This is a genomic window from Homoserinibacter sp. YIM 151385 (genome assembly GCF_027912415.1).
Lineage (GTDB): Bacteria > Actinomycetota > Actinomycetes > Actinomycetales > Microbacteriaceae > Schumannella.
In genome coordinates this window covers 1,771,412-1,789,729 of sequence record NZ_CP115175.1, presented here as the reverse complement: position 1 = coordinate 1,789,729, position 18,318 = coordinate 1,771,412, and the positions used below count along the sequence as shown (strand labels likewise).

Genomic DNA, 18,318 nt, shown 5'->3' with positions numbered 1-18,318 from the left:
CCTAGAATCGGGGCATGGCACGACTGTGGGCGATTCTCGGCTTCATCTCGGTCGCCCTCACGATCTTCGCGATCGTCGACATCATCATGATCGACGAGAGCCGGGTCCGCGGGCTCCCCAAGTGGGCGTGGGTGCTCATCTGCCTGCTCCTCGGCGTGGGCCCGATCCTCTGGTTCATCATCGGCCGCGAGCGGCTCGAGCAGCGCCAGCACGGGCGCTATCCGGAGCGGAAGCGCTCTTCGGCGCCGGACGACGACCCCGCCTTCCTCGAGCGGATCGGCCGCGACCACGATCGCGACGAGCGCATCCGCGACCTCGAGCGCCGCCTCGCCGAGCTCGATGAGGACGGGTCGGGCGCGGCGGCGGCCGGCGGCGACGCGGCCGGGCCTGGCGCTCCCGACGGCCCTTCCCGGGGCGAGAAGCCCGACGACGAGACCGGCGGCGCCGCGGGCGGCGCGCGGGCCTGATGACCCGATCCCCGGCCTCCGAGCTCGCGTCGGCGCTGCTCGGCGAGCTCGTCCGCCGCGGCCTCCGCGATCTCGTCGTGTGCCCCGGCTCCCGCTCGCAGGCGCTCGCGCTGGCGGCCGCGCGCTTCGAGCAGGCGGGGCTGCTGCGGCTTCACGTCCGCATCGACGAGCGCGTCGCCGGCTTCCTCGCGCTCGGCCTCGCGGTCGAGACCGGGGTGCCCGCGGCGGTCGTCGTGACCTCGGGCACGGCGGTCGCGAATCTGCATCCGGCGGTCCTGGAGGCCTCGCACGCCGGCATCCCGCTGCTGGTCCTCTCAGCCGATCGGCCGGAGGAGCTGCGCGGCATCGGCTCGAACCAGACGACGGTGCAGCCCGGCATCTTCGCGGGCGCCGTGCGGCGCGAACTCGACGTGCCCGCGCCCGACGACGCGACCCCGATCGCGGAGCTCGCCGCCGCCCTCGCCGAGGAGGCCCTGGGGGAGACGACGGGTCCCGTGCACCTCAACCTCGCCTTCCGGGAGCCGCTCTCGGGCGCCGTCTCGCTGCCGGACCTCGACCCGGGGGAGTGGGCCCCCGCATCCCCGGCCGGCGAGACCGTCGTGCTGGAGCCCGGGCCCGGCACGGTCGTCGTCGCGGGTGCGGGCGCCGGCGCCGAGGCGGAGGAGCTCGCGCACCGGCTCGGCGCCCCCCTCATCGCGGAGGTCGCGAGCGGCGCGCGCTTCGGCCCCAACCTCGTCGTCGCCTACCGCCGGCTGCTCGGCACCGCGAACTTCGGCGACCGGGTCGAGCGGGTCGTCGTGCTCGGCCACCCGACGCTGAGCCGCGAGGTGCCGGCCCTCATCGCCCGCCGAGGGGTCGAGACGATCGTCGTGACGCGGCCCGGCGTCGAGCGCTACGACCCGGGGCACGCGGTCGCGCGCTTTGCCGACGCCGTCGAGGTCTCGGATGCGGAGCTCCCGCCGGAGCGCGCCCGCGCCGCCCGCGCCTGGGTCGGCCGATGGGTGCAGGCCTCCCGCGCCCTCCTCGAGCGCGATCCCGCCGAGGCCGGGCCCTCCTCGAGCATTGGCACCGACTACCGCGAGCGCGCCGCCTTCGCGAAGGAGCAGCTCGCCCACCTCCGTGCGCAGGTGAGCCGACGCGATCTCGTCGAGGCGGTCTGGGCGGCGAGCTGGCCGCACGACCGGCTCGTGCTCGGCGCGAGCCGCCTCATCCGCGAGGCCGACATGGCGGTCCCCGGCAAGAAGCTGCGGGTCCACGCGAACCGCGGGCTCGCCGGCATCGACGGCACGGTCGCGACGGCCATGGGCATCGCCCTCGCCTCGCAGGATGCGGGGGAGGGGGATGCGGCGTCCTCGCGCGGGACGACGCGGGTCCTCCTCGGCGACCTCGCGCTGCTCCACGACGTCGGCGCGCTGCTCGTCGGCGAGGGGGAGCGCTCGCCGCGCATCCAGGTCATCGTCGGCAACGACGGCGGCGGCACCATCTTCGACGGCCTCGAGGTCGCGGGGTCCGCCGACCGGGCGCACTTCGACCGCGTCATGCTCACGCCGCAGCGGGTCGAGCTCGCGTCGCTCGCCGCGGCCTACGGGTGGGAGCACCGGCTCGTCGCCACCCGGGGCGATCTCGAGCAGGCGCTCACCGCGACGCCGGGCCGTGTCATCCTCGAGGTCCCGCTCGCCCGTTGAGCTGACGACGGGGGCCCGGTGCGTGGCCGCGCGCCGAGCCCCCGTGGCTTGCGAGGTGCATTTCTCCGCACTCGCCGCGAGGATCCGCGGTGCGAGTGCGGAGAAATGCACAGGGGGGGGTCAGTAGAGGGTGTACCCGCCGTCGATGACGAGCACCGAGCCCGTCACGAAGCTCGAGGCGTCGGAGGCGAGGAACACCATCGCGCCGCCGAGCTCGTCGGGGGTCGCGTAGCGCTGCATGGCCGAGTCCTCGATCCACATGCGGCGGTAGGCGGGCTCGTCGACGGGCGACATGTCGGTCTTGATGTAGCCGGGGGCGATCGCGTTGACGCGCACGCCCTGGGTGCCCCACTCGGCCGCGAGCGACTTCGTGAGCTGGTGCACGGCCGCCTTCGAGGCGTTGTAGGCCGGCTGGTGCTGGGGGCGGTTGACGATCTGCGCCGAGATCGAGCCGACGTTGACGATGACGCCCGCCTGCCGGCCCACCATCTGGCGGCCCACGGCCTGCGACATCCGCCAGAGCGCGGTCACGTTGGTGTCCATGACGTGCGCCCACTCCTCGTCGGTCACCTCGAGGGCGGGGCGGTGGATGCAGGCGCCGGCGTTGTTGACGAGGATGTCGACCTCGCCCGCGGCGGCGGTCGCCTCGGCGACGACGGCCTCGGCGCCCTCGGCGCTCGTGAGGTCGCCGATGACGACATGCGCCTGGCGGCCGAGGGCGCGCAGCTCGGCCGCGACCTCCTCGGCGGCGGCGGCATCGCGTCCGTGGACGACGATGTCGGCGCCGGCCTCGGCGAGGGCGGTCGCGAAGGCGCGGCCGAGGCCGCGGGTGGCGCCCGTGACGAGGGCGGTGCGCCCGGTGAGGTCGAAGCGGTCGATGACGGTCACGTGGGGTCTCCTGAGATCTGGGTGCGGGTCGTGCGGGTCGTGCGGGATGCGGACGGGGGACGGGCGCAGCGCCCGTCCCCCGTCGCGTCGGCGGGTGCCGACTACTTGATGAGGCCGGCCTCCGTGTACAGCTCGACGTACTCGGCGGCGTTCTCCTTGGTGATGACGGGGTTGCCGATGTCGACGTTCACCGAGTCCTCCGCGCCCGTGAGGAGGTCGTGGACCGCCTTCATGTTGAGCTCGGCGAGCTCCTGCGCGTTCTGGAGCGTGGTGGCCGTCATGGTGCCGTCCTGGATGAGGAGGGTCGCCTCGGGGGTGCCGTCGACGCCGTAGGCGAGGACGTCGGCGAAGTCGGCGTTGCCCTTCACGGCCTCGAGCGCGCCCGCGGCCATGTTGTCGTTCATCGAGATGATCGCGTCGACCTTCCCGTTGGCGAGCACCCAGTCCTCCATGAGGGTGAGGGCCTCGTCCTTGTTCCAGTTCGCGATGTCCTCCGCGACGATCTCGACGTCGGGGCGCTTGTCGAAGAACTCGGCCTGCCAGGCGTTGCGGCGCTCCGTCGAGTGGAAGTTGCCGCCGGGGCCGTTGAGGACCACGACCTTCGCGTTCTCGGGGATCTGCTCGACGCCGAGCTGCGCGACGCCCGCACCCTGGTCGTAGGGGCTCGCGTCGACCGAGTTGGCGCCCTCGATGTCCTCGACGCGGGGGTTCGTCGTGATGGTGACGATGCCCGCCTGGACGGCCTGCTCGATGTACGGGCGCTGCGCCTCGCCGTTGTTGGCCTGGATGATGATCGCGTCGAAGCCGTTGGCGATCGCGTTCTCGATCTGGGTGTTCTCGATCTCGTCGTTGGCCTGGCCGTCGAAGACCTCGAGGGTGATGTCGTCGTAGTTCTCGGCCTCGGCCTTCATCTCGTTCGCGAGCCAGGCGGCGAACGAGTCGACCTGCGCGCGGGCGATGTAGGCGACGCGGTAGCCGTCGCCGTCTCCGCCGCCGGCTGCGGTCGAGCAGCCGCCGAGGGCGGTGACGGTCGCCGCGGCGATGCCGAGGGTCAGGATCTTGCGGGTGAGGTGCTTCACGTTCTTCTCCTTCGAGGAATGTGCGGTGCGGGTGGTGGTGCGGGGTCGGTGGGTCGGGTTCAGGACTCGGCGGACTTCGACGAGCTCACCCCCTCAGGCGTCGCCGCCCCGGGCGCCGAGGTGCCGGCGTCGGTCGTGGCGGTCTTGTCCTGGCGGGGCTTGAGGATGACGGTGCGCTTCTTGCCGCGCTTCGACCACACGTCGTAGGCGACGGCGGCGGCGATGATGAGGCCCATGACGATCTGCTGGATGTAGGAGCCGACGCCCGTCAGGTTCATGATGTTGCCGAGCACGCCGACGATGAGCGCGCCCGCGAGGGTGCCGGCGGTGGTGCCGACGCCGCCCGAGAAGCTCGTGCCGCCGATGATGGGGGCGGTGATCGCCTGGAGCTCGTAGCCGACGCCCGCGTTCGGGAGGCCGGCGTTGACGCGCGCCATGAAGAGCACGCCCGCGAAGCCGACCAGGAGGCCGTTGACGACGAAGGCCTGGTACTTGACCTTGGCGACGGCGATGCCCGCCGCACGCGCCGCCTCCTCGTTGCCGCCGACCGCGTAGAGCGAGCGGCCGTAGCGGGTCTGGGTCATGAGGTACCAGACGACGATCGTGATGAGCACGAGGAACAGGGTCGGGAGGGGGACGGGCCCGAGCGAGCCCTGCCCGATCTCCACGAAGTCCCCCAGCTGCAGGACGTTCTGGCCCTGGGTGAGCTCGAGGACCGCGCCTCTCGCGACGAGCATCATGCCGAGCGTCACGATGAACGCCGGCGTCTTGAGGGTCGCGACGAGGAAGGCGTTCGCGAGGTTGCAGGCGACGCCGACGACGAGGGCGGCCGCGATGGCGAGGGCCATGCTGCCGGTGTCCTTGTAGACGAGCACGGAGACGACGCCCGCGAAGGCCATGACGGCACCCGCGGAGAGGTCGATCATGCCGCCGATGATGAGCGTCATCGCGCCGTAGGCGAGGATCGTGATCACCGCGACCTGGCGGAGGACGTTCGTGATGTTGTTCCCCGTCATGAAGTTGGGGCTCAGGAAGCTCGCGATGATCACCACCGCCGCGAGGATCAGGAAGATGGAGTAGCGGCCGGTGTCCAGGCCCTTGAGTTTCGCCAGCATGGTCAACCAACCTCGATCTCGTTCATGGCGTGCGTGAGGATCGTCTCCTGCGAGTACTGCTCGGGAGACAGCTCGGCGGTGATGCGTCCCGCCGACATGACGTAGATGCGGTCGCACATGCCGATGAGCTCGGGGAGCTCGGAGGAGATCATGAGGATCCCGCGGCCCTGCGACGCGAGCTGCGTCATGATCTTGTAGATCTCGAACTTCGCGCCGACGTCGATGCCGCGCGTGGGCTCGTCGAGGAGCAGCACCTTCGGCTCGGCGATCAGCCAGCGGGCGAGCAGCACCTTCTGCTGGTTGCCGCCCGACAGCGACTGGATGAGCGTCTCGGTGCTCGGCGCCTTGACGTTCATGCGCGTGAAGTACTCGTCGACGAGCCGCTGCTCGGTCCGGCGGCGGGTGAATCCGCCGCGGATGACCTTCTTGAGGCTCGCGAGCGTCGCGTTCTTCTTGATGCTCAGCTCGGGGATGATGCCGACGAGCCGGCGGTCCTCGGAGAGCATCGCGATGCCCTCGGCGAGCGCCTTCTTCGGGGAGGAGATGCGGACCTCGCGGCCCTCCACCTCGACCGTCCCGGCATCCAGCTTGTCGAGTCCGAAGATCGAGCGGACGACCTCGCTGCGGCCGGCGCCGATGAGGCCCGCGAGCCCCACGATCTCGCCCTTGCGGACGCGCAGGGAGATGTCCTCGAAGGTGAGCTCGCGTGCGAGCCCCTTCGCCTCGAGGACGGTCTCGCCGATCTCGACGCGCTCCTTCGGGTACGACTGGTGATCGAGGTCGCGGCCGACCATCTCGGCGATGACCTGCGAGGGCGTGATCTCGGAGGCCGCCTGGCTGCTCACGACGGAGCCGTCGCGGAGCACGGTCACGTCGTCGGCGAGCTCGAAGACCTCGTCCATCTTGTGCGAGATGTAGATGATCGACTTGCCCTGCTCGCGCAGCACGCGGATCTTCGCGAAGAGCGACTCCACCTCGCGGTGGGCGATCGCGGAGGTCGGCTCGTCCATGATGAGGATGTCGGCCGAGTGGTACACGGAGCGCAGGATCTCGAGCATCTGCACCTCGGAGACCGTGAGGCTCCCGAGCCGGCGCGAGACCGAGTAGTCGAGGCCCTCCTCGCGCAGGATGCGGGCGGCCTCCTTCTTGATGAAGCGCCAGTCGACCTTGCCGGCCTTGTGCGGCAGCCGGCCCATGAAGAAGGACTCGGCGATCGTCATGTCGGGGACGTAGTTGAGCTCCTGCGAGATCATCGCGATGCCGTGCGCACGCGCCTCGATGGGGTTGCGCACCTTGATCGGCTCGCCGTCGACGCGGAGCTCGCCGGCATCCGGCTGGTAGATCCCGTTGATGATCTTCATGAGCGTCGACTTGCCGGCGCCGTTCTCGCCGCAGACGGCGTGGACGGTGCCGGGGCGGACGTCGAAGGAGACCTCCTCGAGCGCCTTGACGCCGGGGAAGGACTTCGCGACGCCGCGGATGGAGAGGCGGGGCTCGGTCACGCGACACCCCCTCGCGCGGCGGCGACCGGGTCGTCGATGCGGGCGGTGCCGGGGACGACGATGCGCTTGAGGCTGTCGAGCGCGCCGTCGCCGGAGAGCGCCTCCTCGACCTGCTCGAGGCCGAAGACGTGGGTGACGAGGGAGTCGAGCTCGACCTGGCCGGACTCGACGAGCGCGATCGCGATCGGCCAGGTGCCGGTGTAGCGGAAGATGCCGGTCACGTTGAGCTCGCGCATCGCGACGTCCGGGACGGAGAGCGGGATCTCGTCCGCCGAGCCGACGAGGACGACGGTGCCGCCGGGGCGGGTCGCGCGGATGCCGGCGGTGATGGCCGGGGTCGCGCCCGAGGCGTCGATGAAGACGTGGGCGTCGAGGCCGTCGAGCGACTCCTGCGTCGGGTCGATCGTGCGGGTCACCCCGTACCGCTCGGCGAGCTCCCGGCGGGCCGGGTTGATGTCGGAGACGACGACCTCGATCGCGCCGAAGGCCTTCGCGACCTGCGCGGCGATGATGCCGATGGGGCCGCCGCCGGCGATGAGGACGCGGTCGCCGACCTTGATGCCGCCCTTCTGCGCGGCGGCGATGCCGACCGAGAGCGGCTCGAGCAGGGCGCCGGCGTGGTCGCTGATCGTGTCGGGGAGGTCGAAGGCGAAGTCGTCCTGGATGGTGACGTAGCCGCAGAAGGCGCCGTCGATGGGCGGCGTCGCGTAGAACTCCATGTGCGGGCAGAGGTTGTAGTCGCCGGCCTTGCAGAAGTCGCAGACGCGGCAGGCGCGCTGCGGCTCGACGGCAACGCGCCGGCCGACGCGGGCGGGGTCGACATCGGCGCCGACCGCGACGATGCGGCCGCTGAGCTCGTGGCCGAGGACGATGGGCTGCTCGACGACGTAGTCGCCGATGCGGCCGTGCGCGTAGTAGTGGACGTCCGAGCCGCAGACGCCGACGCTCGCGACCTCGATGAGGACCTCGTCCGCGGCCGGGGTCGGCGTGGGGCGCTCCTCGATCGCGATGTCGTGGATCTTCCGCAGCACGCTCGCGGACATGGTGGCGGGGATCTCGCTCATGCTCTCGTCTCCTGGGGGGTCGGGGTGCCGGGCTCTGCGCCCTGCGCGATGGTCTCGAAGTCGGCGGCGGCCTGGACGGTCAGCTCGTCGGCGAGCATCGCGCGGGCGATGTCGATCGAGACGGTGTGGTCGTGGGCGCCGGCGGCGGCCACCTCGGCGAGCTGGTCGACGCTGCGCAGGCTGGCGGAGAGGATGCGGGGCGCCTGGGGACCTGCGGCCGCGGCGAGTCCGCGGACGAGCTGGATGCCGTCGCGGCCGGCGCTCGTCGCACGGCCGACATAGGGGGCGACCCAGCGGGCGCCCGCGGCCTCGGCGAGCAGCATCTGCGACGGGTGGTAGATCGCGGTGACGAGGACCTCGCGGCCGGCGTCGGCGAGCTCGCGGGCGACCTGGAGGCCGGGCTCGCTCGCGACGAGCTTCACCACGACCTCGTCGCCGAGCTCCGCGATGCGGGCCGAGGTCTCGCGGAGCGCGCCCGCATCCTCGCCAGTCGCCTGTGCGAAGAAGCGGCGGCAGCCGGCGTCGCGGAGTCGGGCGTGGAGCTTGGGGAGGTCGCGCGCCGAGAGCCCGGCGCGGTCGAGGATGAGCGGGTTCGTCGTGACGCCGGCGTAGAGGCCGGTGCCGAGGAGCGGCAGGACCTGCGAGGCGTCGGCGCTGTCGAGGTAGAGCATCAGAAGGTCCTCCCCTCGGCCTGCACCCGGGCGAGCCGGTCGTAGCGCTCGAGCAGCTCGCCGCCGCGATCGTGCTCGGGGGTCGTGATGGAGGTCGTCGCGGGCGCCCACTCGGCGGTGAGGGCCGCGACGGTCTCGCCGCGGACGACGGCGGCGGCCTGCACGGCGGCGCCGCGCGCGGTCGCCTCCGCGGCATCCACCGTGTGCGCCTCGCGACCGGAGAGGTCGGCGACGATGCGGCGGTAGGCCTCCGACTTCGCGCCGCCCCCGATGAGGATCGCGCGGCCCGAGGCGGGGACCCCGAACTCGGCCATGCGGCGGGCGCCGCGCTCGAGCCCGAGGACGACGCCCTCGTAGGCGGCGAGCGCGAGCTGCTCGCGGGTGATCCCGGTCGAGATGCCGGCGAGGATGCCGCGCGCCCACGGCATGCGCGGGGAGCGCTCGCCGTCGAGGTAGGCGGCCATGACGGGACGGTCGGGGGCGGTCGGCGCCGCGAGCGCGAGGCGGCTCAGCTCCGCGTGGTCGACGCCGAGGAGGCGGGCCGCGGCGTCCGTGACCTTCGCGGCGTTGAGCGTGCAGACGAGCGGGAGGTAGCCGCCGGTCGTGTTCGCGACGCCGTCGATCTCGCCCGAGAGGTCGTGGACCGGCGCCGCGCTCGTCGCGAAGACGACGCCCGAGGTGCCGAGGCTGTACGCCATCTCGCCCTCGAGGAGTCCGATGCCCTGCGCCGCGAGGTGCTGGTCGCCGCCGCCCGCGCCGACGAGCGCGTCGGCGTCGACGCCGAGCTCGGCCGCGGCCTCCGCCGTGATCGTGCCGGCGGCCTCGTCGGGGCCGAGGACCTCGGGCAGCATGCTCGCCCAGTCGCCCTCGCCCGCGACCTCGGCGATCAGCTCGGGGCGCCAGCGATGCGTCGTCGCCTGGAAGTAGCCGGTGCCGGAGGCGTCGGAACGGTCGGTGACGTGGCGTGCCGTGAGCCGGGTCGTGATCCAGTCGTGGGGCACCGAGAGGCGGCGGATGCGGGCCAGCGACGCCGGCTCGTGCTCGGCCAGCCAGGCGAGCTTCGTGATCGTGAGGGCCGCGGAGGGGACGACGCCGAGCTCCTGCGCCCACCAGGCGGCGGGGTGGCGCTCGAGGGCGGCGGCCGCCTGCGGGCCGGAGGTGGTGTCGTTCCAGAGCTTCGCGGGGCGGATGACGGCGCCGGCGGCATCCGTCGCGACGAGGCCGTGGCACTGGGCGCCGACGCTGATGCCGCGCACCCGCACGGGGCGGCCGGCCGCCTCGAGCGCCTGGCGGCTCGCGGCGACGAGCGCCTGCCACCACGCCTCGGGGTCCTGCTCGCTCACGGGCGGGTGGGTCACGGGGTGCGGCGCGCGGCCGGTCGCGACGAGCGCGCCCGTCGCGAGCTCGCGGAGCTCGACCGTCGAGGACTGCGTCGAGCTGTCGACGCCCATCACGACCTCGGTCATGCGCGCACCGTCTTCGCGCGGGCGGGCAGCTCGTCGAGGCCGGGCAGCTCGAGACGGGGCAGGTCCTCGGGGAGCTGCTCCCGCATCCCGACGGCGCCCGCCGGGTGGGTGTGCATGAACTGCGCCCAGGTGTAGCCGCGGGCGCGCATGAGGACCTCGGCGAGCGCGTCGCCGAGCGCCGACTGCGCGAGCGTGATGCCGGTCGCGATGGTGCCGCCGATGTCGGCGTCGCCGTGCACGGCGACGAGGAGGCTGTGGTCGGCCTCGCGCGCGAGCGGCGTCTCGTGGCCGCGGGTGATCGCGATGATGCGGGCGCCGTGCGAGGCGGCGATGCGGGCCGACTCGATGACCTCGCTCGAGGCGCCGCCGTTCGAGATGAGGATGACGGCGTCGGCCGGGCCGATCGCGCCCGAGGCGCCGTGGAGGGCGTCCATCGGGGAGAGGAAGACGGCGGGGGTGCCGGTGACGGAGAAGACGTGCGCCATCCGGCGCGCGACGGCGCCCGAGGTGCCGGAGCCGCCGATGAACACCTTGCCGGGGGTGTCGAGGATGAGGGCGGCGGCGCGGACGAAGTCCTCGTCGAGCCCGGCGATGAGGGCGGTGATGGCGTCGGCCTCCGCGGCGAGACGCTGGCGCGCCACGTCGAGGACGTCTCCGTTGACACTCACCGGGGGTACTCCTTCATCGCAGCGGGGGAGCCGATCACGCGGGCCGTGGATCGAAGTGATGCTCATCTGAGCGGATCGGCTGGTCAGTTGAGCGTATGGCTCGACCTGGGCCATCATAGGCATCGTGAGCACATATGCAACAAGAACGTGATGTAATCGCTCATATGAGCGCAACGCCGCCTCCGGGAGAGACCCCCGACGACCGGACCCTGATGGTGCAGGTCGCGAGGCTCCACTACGAGCACGACGTCCCCCGCGTCGAGATCGCCGAGCGTCTCGGCATCTCGCGCTTCAAGGTCGCGCGGCTCATCGCCCGCGCCCGGGAGGAGGGCGTCGTCCGGATCACGATCGACGACCACGGCGTCCCCGACCAGATCCTCGCCGAGCGCCTCCGCGAGGTCCTCGGCATCGGCGAGTGCACCGTGGTGCGCGCCACCGGCGACGAGGAGCGCGTGCGCCAGCAGGTCGGCGCCGCCGCGGCCCACCTGCTCAGCACCACGCTCCGCGAGGACGAGGTGCTCGGGATGACCTGGGGCCGCACCCTCACCGCGACGACCACGCAGCTCGCCTCGCTGCCGCGCGTCACCGTCGTCCAGCTCACCGGCTTCGTCGCGGGCGACCTCGCGACCTCGCCCATCGAGCTCGTGCGGCAGATCTCGCAGCGCTCCGGCGGCGCCGTCTACCCGATCTTCTCGCCGCTGTTCGTGCGCGACGTCGAGACCGCCGAGAGCCTCAAGAGCCACCCCGACATCCGCAGCGCCATCCGCCTGTTCCCGGAGGTGACGACCGCGGTGCTCTCGGTCGGCAGCTGGAATCCCGCGAGCACGCAGGTGCGCGAGGTGCTCCCCGCCGCGGATGTCGAGCGCGCCGAGGCGCTCGGCTGCGTCGCCGACATCGCCGGCATCCTCGTCCGCGAGGACGGCTCGCTCGTCGACCCCGAGTTCCAGCGCCGCTGCGTCTCCATCAGCTCCGCGCAGCTCGTCGACGTCCCCCGCGTCATCGCGGTCGCGGGCGGCGCCGAGAAGGCGACCGCGATCCGCGCGGTCGCCCGTGCCGGCCTCATCACGAGCCTCGTCACCGACGACCGGCTCGCGGAGGCCGTGCTCGCGGCGGCCGGTGGCTGAGGTCGCGGGAGGCCCGTCCGGCGCGGTCGCGGTCGCGGGCTCGCTCTGGTCGGTGCCGGAGGACGCGCGCATCGATGCCGTGCGCGCGCTCGCGGAGCGCGGGATGCGGCGCCTGCACTGGGACATGACCGACGGCCGCTTCGCCGTCGCGGGCGGCTTCGACCCGGCGGCCGCGGCGCGCATCGCCGAGACCACCGGCATGACCGGCGAGGCGCACCTCATGGCCGAGGAGCCCCTCGCGATCGTCGACGCCTGGGCCGAGGTCTGCGACACCGTCGTGGTGCACGCCGAGTCCACGGGGTGGCGCACCGCCGTCGACCGCCTCGAGCAGCGGGGATGCCGGGCCGCCATCGCCGTCTCGCTCGCGACCCCGGCCGCCGCCGTGCCGTCCTGGCTGCCCGTCATGTGCATGTCGATCGTGCCCGGACAGGCCGGCAGCGCCTTCGACCGGCGCGTGCTCGCGAAGGTCGCCGAGCTGCGGGAGGCCGGGGGACCGGGCCGTCCGATCGGGCTCGACGGCGGCGTGACGCGCGCCATCGCCGACGACGCGATCGCCGCGGGCGCCGACTGGCTCGTCGTCGGCACCGACCTCTTCGCGGCCGGCGGCGCCGACCGCTGGGCGGACCTGCTCGGCTGAGAGGCCTCGTCCCCGCCGGTCGAGGAGCGGGATCGGGGTCTACCCGAAGGCCTCCACGACGGGGCGGAACTTCAGCTTCGTCTCGGCCAGCTCCTGGTCGGGGTCGGAGCCCGCGACGATGCCGGCGCCCGCGAAGGCGGTGATCCGGCCGTCTTCGGCGACCTCCGCGCTGCGGAGCGCGATCGCCCACTTGCCGTCGCCGGCCGCATCCACCCAGCCGACCGCGCCGCCGTAGCGCTGGCGGTCGAAGGGCTCCAGCTCGTGGATGAGCGTGAGCGCGGCATCCGTCGGCGTGCCCGCGACGGCGGCCGTCGGATGGAGCTCGCCCACGAGGTCGAGCGCGGTCGAGCCGTCGCCGAGGGTGCCCTCGACGTCGCTCGCGAGGTGCCACAGGTTCGGCAGCTTCAGGGTGAAGGGGATCTCGCTCCCGGCGAGCGTGCGCGCGTGCGGCTCGAGCGCCTGCAGCACGCTCCGGACCGCGAAGCGGTGCTCGTCGAGGTCCTTCGTGCTCGTCGCGAGGGCGACCGCGGCCGCGTGGTCGGCCTCCGCATCCGATCCGCGGGCGATGCTGCCCGCGAGGACCCGCGCCGAGACCTGGCCGCCCTTGACGCGGACGAGCGTCTCGGGGCTCGACCCGATGAGCCCGTCGACCGCGAAGCTCCAGGTGTCGGGGTACCCGAGTGCGAGCTCCATGAGCACGCGGCGGAGGTCGCCGCCCTCCGGCAGCCGCCCCTCGAGGTCGCGTGCGACGACGACCTTGCGCACCTCGCCCGCCTCGATGCGCTCGACCGCCGCGCCCACCGCGGCACGGTATCCCTCGCCGTCGAGACGACCGGGGTGGAGGGCGATGCGGTACTCGTCGCCGAGCGGCGCGGCGGCGAGCCTCGGCTCGACGAGCGGCTCGCCCGGCGTCTCGATTGTCGTCGTCCAGGTCACGCCGTCGCGTCGGCCGATCACGACGCGCGGCACGATGAGCACGCTCGCGCGCGCGGAGGCGTCGTCGAAGGCGAAGGCGCCGAACGCGACGAGCCCCGAGCCGGAGCGCCGGATCGGGTCCTCGATGCTCGCCGCGGCCGCGATCCGCTTCCAGGCGGCGGCCGCCTCCCGGAAGCGATCCGGCCCCGAGAACTCGAGCCGCAGGGCCTCGCCGAGGCCCGCGACCCCCTCGCCGCGCCGCACGAAGACGAGCGGATGCCGCGCATCGAGGAGCGGGAGGAGGGAGGTGGCGGGGGCGATCTCGCGGGTCGTCACCCGGAAGGCGGGGACGTCGTCCGCAAGGGTGCTCACGATCCCCGATCCTACCCAGCCGGATCTCGGTAGGATCGGGGGCTGTGAGCAGGGCGGACCTCAGCAAGGACCCGGAGCAGGTCTCCGGCATGTTCTCGCAGGTCGCGCGCGGCTACGACCGGACGAACTCCATCCTCTCGGTGGGCAACGACCAGCTGTGGCGCGTCGCGACGCTGCGAGCCGTCGACCCGCGCCCCGGCGAGCGCATCCTGGATGTCGCGGCCGGCACGGGCGCGTCGGCGGCGGCGTACGCGAAGCACGGCGCGAGCGTCGTCGCGGTCGACTTCTCGGCGGGCATGATCGAGGAGGGGCGACGCCGCCACCCCGGCATCGAGTTCGTCGAGGCCGATGCGATGAAGCTCCCGTTCGGCGACGACGAGTTCGACGCGGTCACGATCTCTTTCGGCCTCCGCAACGTCTCGCAGCCGCGCATCGCGCTCGCCGATATGTACCGGGTGCTCAAGCCCGGCGGCCGGCTCGTGATCTGCGAGTTCTCGAAGCCGCCGCGCGTGCTGCTCCGCGCGGGGTACCGCGTGTACCTGAAGCGCATCATGCCGCTCATCGTGCGCGCCTCGAGCAGCAACCCGGACGCCTACGGCTACCTCATGGAGTCCATCGAGGACTGGCCGGATCAGGGCACGCTGAGCCAGTGGATCCGCGGCGTCGGGTTCACGCGGGTCGCATACCGGAACCTCACGGCCGGCGTCGTCGCCCTCCACCGCGGTCGGAAGCCCGTGGACGCGGCGGTGCGCGCGCACGTCGCGAAGCGCCGCGCGACCCGCTCGCCGCGCCCCCAGGGCGGTGCCGAGTGAGCCGCACCCCCACCCTGACCGGCTCGCTGGGCCTCGGCGAGAAGGTCCTCGCGAGCCCTGCCGAGCGCCGGCTCGCCGCCGCCGTCGAGGACGGCCTCGAGCTCGTCGAGGAGCGCCTGCGCGCCGAGGTCCGCTTCGCCGACCCGATGGCGGATGCGATGAGCCGCTACCTGCTGGAGGCGGGCGGCAAGCGCGTGCGCCCCACCCTCGCGCTCCTCACCGCGCAGCTCGGCGGCGGCGTCGTCCCGGATGTCGTCACGGGCGCGGCCGCGGTCGAGCTCACCCACCTCGCCTCGCTGTACCACGACGATGTGATGGACGAGGCGGAGCTGCGCCGCGGCGTCCCCGTCGCGCAGTCCGTCTGGGGCAACTCGGTCGCGATCCTCGCCGGCGACCTCCTCTTCGCGCGTGCCGGCAAGCTCATCGCGAGCCTCGGCGCGGTTGGCCTCGACCTCCACGCGCGCACCTTCGAGCGCCTCTGCCTCGGCCAGCTCCACGAGACCCTCGGCCCGCAGGGCGGCGAGGATCCGGTCGCCCACTACCTGCAGGTCCTGGCCGACAAGACCGGCTCGCTCATCGCCGCCTCCTCGCAGATCGGCGTCCTCTACTCGGGCGCACCCGACGAGTTCCGGGCCGCCGCCGAGGTCTTCGGCGAGCGCGTCGGCGTCGCGTTCCAGCTCGTCGACGACGTGATCGACCTCTCGGCCGAGACCGAGCAGACCGGCAAGCGCGCCGGCACCGACCTGCTCGCCGGCATCCCGACCCTGCCGCTCATCCACCTGCGCCGCATGGCCGCCGAGGACGCGGCCTCCGCCGAGCTCCTCGCGCGGATCGAGCGGGATGTGGATGCCGAGGAGGGCGCGGTCGACGACCCGGCCGCCTCCGCCGACTTCGCGGCCGCGATCGCGCAGCTGCGCGCGCATCCCGCCACGCAGGCGACGCTCGAGGAGGCCCGCCGCTGGGCCGCCGAGGCGGTCGCCGCGCTCGCACCGCTCCCCGAGGGGCCCGTCAAGAAGGCCCTCACGCGATTCGCCGACGCGATCGTCGAGCGCTCGAACTGACCACGGCTCCGAAGCACCTCCGCGCGGACGACCGCGCCGAAAGGACGAACGACTCCCCATGAAGCTCCGTCTCGCCATCGTGGGCGCCGGCCCCGCCGGCATCTACGCCGCCGACATCCTGCTCAAGCACGAGCGCGCCTTCGACGTGTCGATCGACCTGTTCGACCAGCTGCCCGCCCCCTACGGCCTGGTCCGCTACGGCGTCGCCCCCGACCACCCCCGCATCAAGGGCATCATCACGGCGCTCCGCGACGTGCTCGACCGCGGCGACATCCGCATCTTCGGCAACGTCCGCTTCGGCGAGGACCTCACGCTCGACGACCTCAAGCAGCACTACCACGCGGTCATCTTCTCGACGGGCGCCGTCAAGGACGCCGACCTCGACATCCCCGGCATCGACCTCCCCGGCAGCTACGGCGCCGCCGACTTCGTCAGCTGGTACGACGGGCACCCCGACTACCCGCGCGAGTGGCCGCTCGAGGCGCAGTCGATCGCGGTCGTCGGCGTCGGCAACGTGGCGTTGGATGTCGCACGCGTGCTCGCGAAGCACGCCGAGGACCTGCTGCCGACCGAGATCCCGGCGAACGTCTACGAGGGGCTGAGCTCCTCGCCCGTCACCGACGTGCACGTCTTCGGCCGCCGCGGCCCCATGCAGGTGAAGTTCACGCCGCTCGAGCTGCGCGAGCTCGGCGAGCTGCGGGATGTCGACATGATCGTCCACGACGAGGACTTCGACTACGACGAGGCCTCGCGCAACGCGATCTCGTCGAACAAGCAGGTCTTCGTGATCGACAAGGTCCTGAACCAGTGGCGCCAGCGCGAGACCGGCTCGGCCTCGCGTCGCCTCCACCTGCACTTCTTCGCGAAGCCGGTCGAGGTCGTCGCGGGCGAGGACGGCGCGGTGTCGGCGTTCCGGTACGAGCGCACCGAGCCGGATGGCGCAGGCGGCATCCGCGGCACGGGCGAGATCCGCGAGGTGCCGATCCAGGCGATCTACCGCGCGGTCGGCTATTTCGGCTCCGAGCTGCCGGACGTGCCCTTCGACGCCGAGCGCGGCGTCATCCCGAACCACGAGGGCCAGGTGCTCGACCACCACAACGAGCAGGTGCCGGGCGTCTACGCGACGGGGTGGATCAAGCGCGGACCGGTCGGCCTCATCGGCCACACCAAGTCGGATGCGATGGAGACGATCAAGCACCTCGTCAACGACCAGGCGAGCTGGTGGACGCCGGCCCACCCCGAGGAGGAGGCCGTGACGGCGCTGCTCGAGGAGCGCGGCGTCGCCTACACCGACCTCGAGGGCTGGCACCGCCTCGACGAGCACGAGATCGGGCTCGGCGAGCCCGAGGGCCGCGCCCGCGTGAAGGTCGTGCCCCGCGAGGAGATGGTGCGGGTCTCGCGCGGCGAATAGGCCCGCTGATCGAGGAGCGCCCGATGCGGACGCCCGCGCGTCAGCCCTGCTCGCCGGTGCGCTCGGAGGCCCACGCGAGGCGCAGCAGCTCGACGAGCACCTCGCGGTCGAGCCGGCCGAGATCCTTCACGTAGACGCAGCCCGTGCCGAGCGTGTGCGGCCCGAGGCGGACGAGGAGCGGGCCGGCCTCGGGGTGGTCCTGGAGGCCGTAGAAGGTGAGCGCGGTCTTCCGGCCGGAGAGCCCCACGCGCGGCGCATCGCCCTCGTGTCCGCTCGCGGAGCGGGAGTGGTACGAGCCGAAGCCGACGATGCTCGGACCCCACATGACCGGCTCGGCGCCCGTCGTCTCGCGCGCGAGGGCGACGGCCTCCACCGCATCCCGCCGTCGACGCTCCGGCTCGATGCCCGCGAGGTAGGCGTCGACGGAGCCGTCGTGGGGGAGGGTCTTCTGCCCGGCCATGCCGACAGGGTAGGCCCGTGCGCGGGCGCGAGTCGAGGGCTCAGCGCCAGTCGAGCTCGGCCAGCACGGGGAAGTGGTCGGAGGGCCAGACGGTGCCCTCGTGCTCGTCCATGGTGCGGGCGGCCCGCAGGCGGAGGCCGCGCTGCAGCACCCAGTCGATGCGCTCGCCGGGCTCGCCCGTGAAGCCGTGGAAGGTGCCGTCGGGTCCGGTGTGCGGCCCCTCGTCGTGGACGTCGGCGAGCGACTCGCTGAGGATCTCGTGGACCGCGCAGTCGGGCCCGCAGTTGAAGTCGCCCGTGAGCACGATCGGGTCGCCGGCCGCGATCTCCTCGAGGCGGTCGAGGATGAGCCGGGCGCCGCGCTCGCGGGCGTCCGCATCCTCGGGTCGGTAGGGGAGGTGGGTGTTCGCGTGGACGAGCTCGCGGCCGGTCGCCCGCTCGCGCACCCGCACCCAGGTGGTGATGCGGGGGAAGGCGTTCCCCCAGGTGATGCTGGCGACGAGGTCGGGGGTGTCGGAGAGCCAGAAGTCGCCGTGCTCGCGCACCTCCAGGCGGTCGTCGCGGATGAGGATCGCGCAGTGCTCGTCATCGCGCCCGCCGCGGCGGTCGCGGCCCAGCATCCGCATCCCCGGCATCGCCTCGAGGAGGTCGCGGGCCTGCAGGCTGGTGAGCTCCTGCGTGCCGATGAGGTCCGGCTGCGCGTCGGCGAGCGTCCTCGCGAGGAGGGGGCCCCGCGCCTCCCAGCTCGCATCCCCCTCGTCGACGGGGATGCGCACATTCGCGCTGATGACCCGGATGCGGTTGGCGTCTGCCGTCGTCGTCACGCGTTCGAACATAGGCAGGTCGTGGAGCCGGATGCGGGCAGCTCGCCCGCGCGTCGCCGACTGTTCACCTGCGGCGGCCGCCGGGCCGCGCTCGGGGG

At 73.0% G+C, this 18,318-nt stretch carries 18 protein-coding genes; 7 read left to right on the top strand and 11 right to left on the bottom strand.

All coding sequences use genetic code 11. From position 1 onward, the window contains the following. The first annotated feature begins 14 nt into the window (after positions 1-14). Both OF852_RS08680 and menD read left to right on the top strand, forming a co-directional pair. Positions 15-467, top strand: a complete 453-nt coding sequence (locus tag OF852_RS08680; protein WP_271118770.1) for a PLD nuclease N-terminal domain-containing protein — start codon at positions 15-17, stop codon at positions 465-467. Next, positions 467-2,152 carry a 2-succinyl-5-enolpyruvyl-6-hydroxy-3-cyclohexene-1-carboxylic-acid synthase gene (gene menD, locus OF852_RS08675; protein ID WP_271118769.1) on the top strand — a complete coding sequence of 562 codons (1,686 nt, stop codon included), beginning with the start codon at positions 467-469 and terminating at the stop codon, positions 2,150-2,152. Before OF852_RS08680 ends, menD begins: the two co-directional genes overlap by 1 nt. Before the next feature lie 120 nt (positions 2,153-2,272). Here the strand turns inward: menD and OF852_RS08670 are convergent, their stop codons facing one another. The 8 genes from OF852_RS08670 to OF852_RS08635 form a co-directional block, all read right to left on the bottom strand. Further along, the gene (locus OF852_RS08670; RefSeq protein WP_271118768.1) at positions 2,273-3,040 is read right to left on the bottom strand and encodes an SDR family NAD(P)-dependent oxidoreductase; all 768 of its coding nucleotides are present in this window, start codon (positions 3,038-3,040) and stop codon (positions 2,273-2,275) included. Positions 3,041-3,141: 101 nt separating this feature from the next. Then, on the bottom strand, positions 3,142-4,119 hold the full coding sequence (locus tag OF852_RS08665) for a sugar ABC transporter substrate-binding protein (RefSeq protein WP_271118767.1): 978 nt from the start codon (positions 4,117-4,119) through the stop codon (positions 3,142-3,144). 59 nt (positions 4,120-4,178) lie between these two features. Beyond that, positions 4,179-5,234, bottom strand: a complete 1,056-nt coding sequence (locus tag OF852_RS08660) for an ABC transporter permease (RefSeq protein WP_271118766.1) — start codon at positions 5,232-5,234, stop codon at positions 4,179-4,181. A 2-nt stretch (positions 5,235-5,236) separates the two neighbouring features. Beyond that, positions 5,237-6,736 carry a sugar ABC transporter ATP-binding protein gene (locus OF852_RS08655; RefSeq protein ID WP_271118765.1) on the bottom strand — a complete coding sequence of 500 codons (1,500 nt, stop codon included), beginning with the start codon at positions 6,734-6,736 and terminating at the stop codon, positions 5,237-5,239. Next, a complete protein-coding gene (locus OF852_RS08650) occupies positions 6,733-7,800 on the bottom strand; it encodes an NAD(P)-dependent alcohol dehydrogenase (RefSeq protein WP_271118764.1) in 1,068 nt (355 codons plus the stop codon). The genes OF852_RS08655 and OF852_RS08650 overlap by 4 nt, the downstream gene beginning before the upstream one ends. Beyond that, positions 7,797-8,471, bottom strand: a complete 675-nt coding sequence (locus OF852_RS08645) for a transaldolase family protein (RefSeq protein WP_271118763.1) — start codon at positions 8,469-8,471, stop codon at positions 7,797-7,799. The genes OF852_RS08650 and OF852_RS08645 overlap by 4 nt, the downstream gene beginning before the upstream one ends. Further along, positions 8,471-9,937 carry a xylulokinase gene (xylB, locus tag OF852_RS08640; RefSeq protein WP_271118762.1) on the bottom strand — a complete coding sequence of 489 codons (1,467 nt, stop codon included), beginning with the start codon at positions 9,935-9,937 and terminating at the stop codon, positions 8,471-8,473. Before xylB ends, OF852_RS08645 begins: the two co-directional genes overlap by 1 nt. Continuing rightward, the gene (locus OF852_RS08635; RefSeq protein ID WP_271118761.1) at positions 9,934-10,605 is read right to left on the bottom strand and encodes a KpsF/GutQ family sugar-phosphate isomerase; all 672 of its coding nucleotides are present in this window, start codon (positions 10,603-10,605) and stop codon (positions 9,934-9,936) included. Before OF852_RS08635 ends, xylB begins: the two co-directional genes overlap by 4 nt. Before the next feature lie 164 nt (positions 10,606-10,769). On the opposite strand from OF852_RS08635, the gene OF852_RS08630 reads away from it, so the two are divergent. After that, positions 10,770-11,729 (top strand): sugar-binding transcriptional regulator, encoded by a 960-nt coding sequence (locus OF852_RS08630; RefSeq protein WP_271118760.1) that lies wholly within the window; start codon positions 10,770-10,772, stop codon positions 11,727-11,729. Beyond that, on the top strand, positions 11,722-12,366 hold the full coding sequence (locus OF852_RS08625) for a hypothetical protein (protein ID WP_271118759.1): 645 nt from the start codon (positions 11,722-11,724) through the stop codon (positions 12,364-12,366). The genes OF852_RS08630 and OF852_RS08625 overlap by 8 nt, the downstream gene beginning before the upstream one ends. 39 nt (positions 12,367-12,405) lie before the next feature. On the opposite strand, the gene OF852_RS08620 is transcribed toward OF852_RS08625, so the two are convergent. After that, the gene (locus tag OF852_RS08620) at positions 12,406-13,653 is read right to left on the bottom strand and encodes an isochorismate synthase (protein ID WP_271118758.1); all 1,248 of its coding nucleotides are present in this window, start codon (positions 13,651-13,653) and stop codon (positions 12,406-12,408) included. Between the two features lie 44 nt (positions 13,654-13,697). Here OF852_RS08620 and ubiE point away from each other — a divergent pair, with 44 nt between their 5' ends. Genes ubiE through OF852_RS08605 form a run of 3 tightly spaced genes read left to right on the top strand, consistent with a single transcriptional unit; the run spans position 13,698 to position 16,937 of the window. Beyond that, positions 13,698-14,465, top strand: a complete 768-nt coding sequence (ubiE, locus tag OF852_RS08615) for a bifunctional demethylmenaquinone methyltransferase/2-methoxy-6-polyprenyl-1,4-benzoquinol methylase UbiE (RefSeq protein ID WP_271118757.1) — start codon at positions 13,698-13,700, stop codon at positions 14,463-14,465. Next, positions 14,462-15,526, top strand: a complete 1,065-nt coding sequence (locus OF852_RS08610; protein ID WP_271118756.1) for a polyprenyl synthetase family protein — start codon at positions 14,462-14,464, stop codon at positions 15,524-15,526. The genes ubiE and OF852_RS08610 overlap by 4 nt, the downstream gene beginning before the upstream one ends. 58 nt (positions 15,527-15,584) lie before the next feature. Beyond that, complete coding sequence (locus tag OF852_RS08605; protein ID WP_271118755.1) at positions 15,585-16,937, top strand: FAD-dependent oxidoreductase; 1,353 nt, start codon at positions 15,585-15,587, stop codon at positions 16,935-16,937. Positions 16,938-16,977: 40 nt separating this feature from the next. Here the strand turns inward: OF852_RS08605 and OF852_RS08600 are convergent, their stop codons facing one another. Together OF852_RS08600 and OF852_RS08595 are read right to left on the bottom strand one after the other, a co-directional pair. Beyond that, on the bottom strand, positions 16,978-17,397 hold the full coding sequence (locus tag OF852_RS08600; RefSeq protein WP_271118754.1) for a DUF1801 domain-containing protein: 420 nt from the start codon (positions 17,395-17,397) through the stop codon (positions 16,978-16,980). Positions 17,398-17,437: 40 nt separating this feature from the next. Then, the gene (locus tag OF852_RS08595; RefSeq protein ID WP_271118753.1) at positions 17,438-18,220 is read right to left on the bottom strand and encodes an endonuclease/exonuclease/phosphatase family protein; all 783 of its coding nucleotides are present in this window, start codon (positions 18,218-18,220) and stop codon (positions 17,438-17,440) included. Positions 18,221-18,318: the final 98 nt, after the last annotated feature.

Excerpts from the sequence above, each read along its gene's own strand:
- OF852_RS08680 (WP_271118770.1), top strand. The coding sequence starts at position 15 with ATGGCACGACTGTGGGCGATTCTCGGCTTCATCTCGGTCGCCCTCACG.
- menD (WP_271118769.1), top strand. The coding sequence starts at position 467 with ATGACCCGATCCCCGGCCTCCGAGCTCGCGTCGGCGCTGCTCGGCGAG.
- OF852_RS08660 (WP_271118766.1), bottom strand. The coding sequence starts at position 5,234 with ATGCTGGCGAAACTCAAGGGCCTGGACACCGGCCGCTACTCCATCTTC.
- OF852_RS08650 (WP_271118764.1), bottom strand. The coding sequence starts at position 7,800 with ATGAGCGAGATCCCCGCCACCATGTCCGCGAGCGTGCTGCGGAAGATC.
- OF852_RS08645 (WP_271118763.1), bottom strand. The coding sequence starts at position 8,471 with ATGCTCTACCTCGACAGCGCCGACGCCTCGCAGGTCCTGCCGCTCCTC.
- xylB (WP_271118762.1), bottom strand. The coding sequence starts at position 9,937 with ATGACCGAGGTCGTGATGGGCGTCGACAGCTCGACGCAGTCCTCGACG.
- OF852_RS08630 (WP_271118760.1), top strand. The coding sequence starts at position 10,770 with ATGAGCGCAACGCCGCCTCCGGGAGAGACCCCCGACGACCGGACCCTG.
- OF852_RS08605 (WP_271118755.1), top strand. The coding sequence starts at position 15,585 with ATGAAGCTCCGTCTCGCCATCGTGGGCGCCGGCCCCGCCGGCATCTAC.
- OF852_RS08600 (WP_271118754.1), bottom strand. The coding sequence starts at position 17,397 with ATGGCCGGGCAGAAGACCCTCCCCCACGACGGCTCCGTCGACGCCTAC.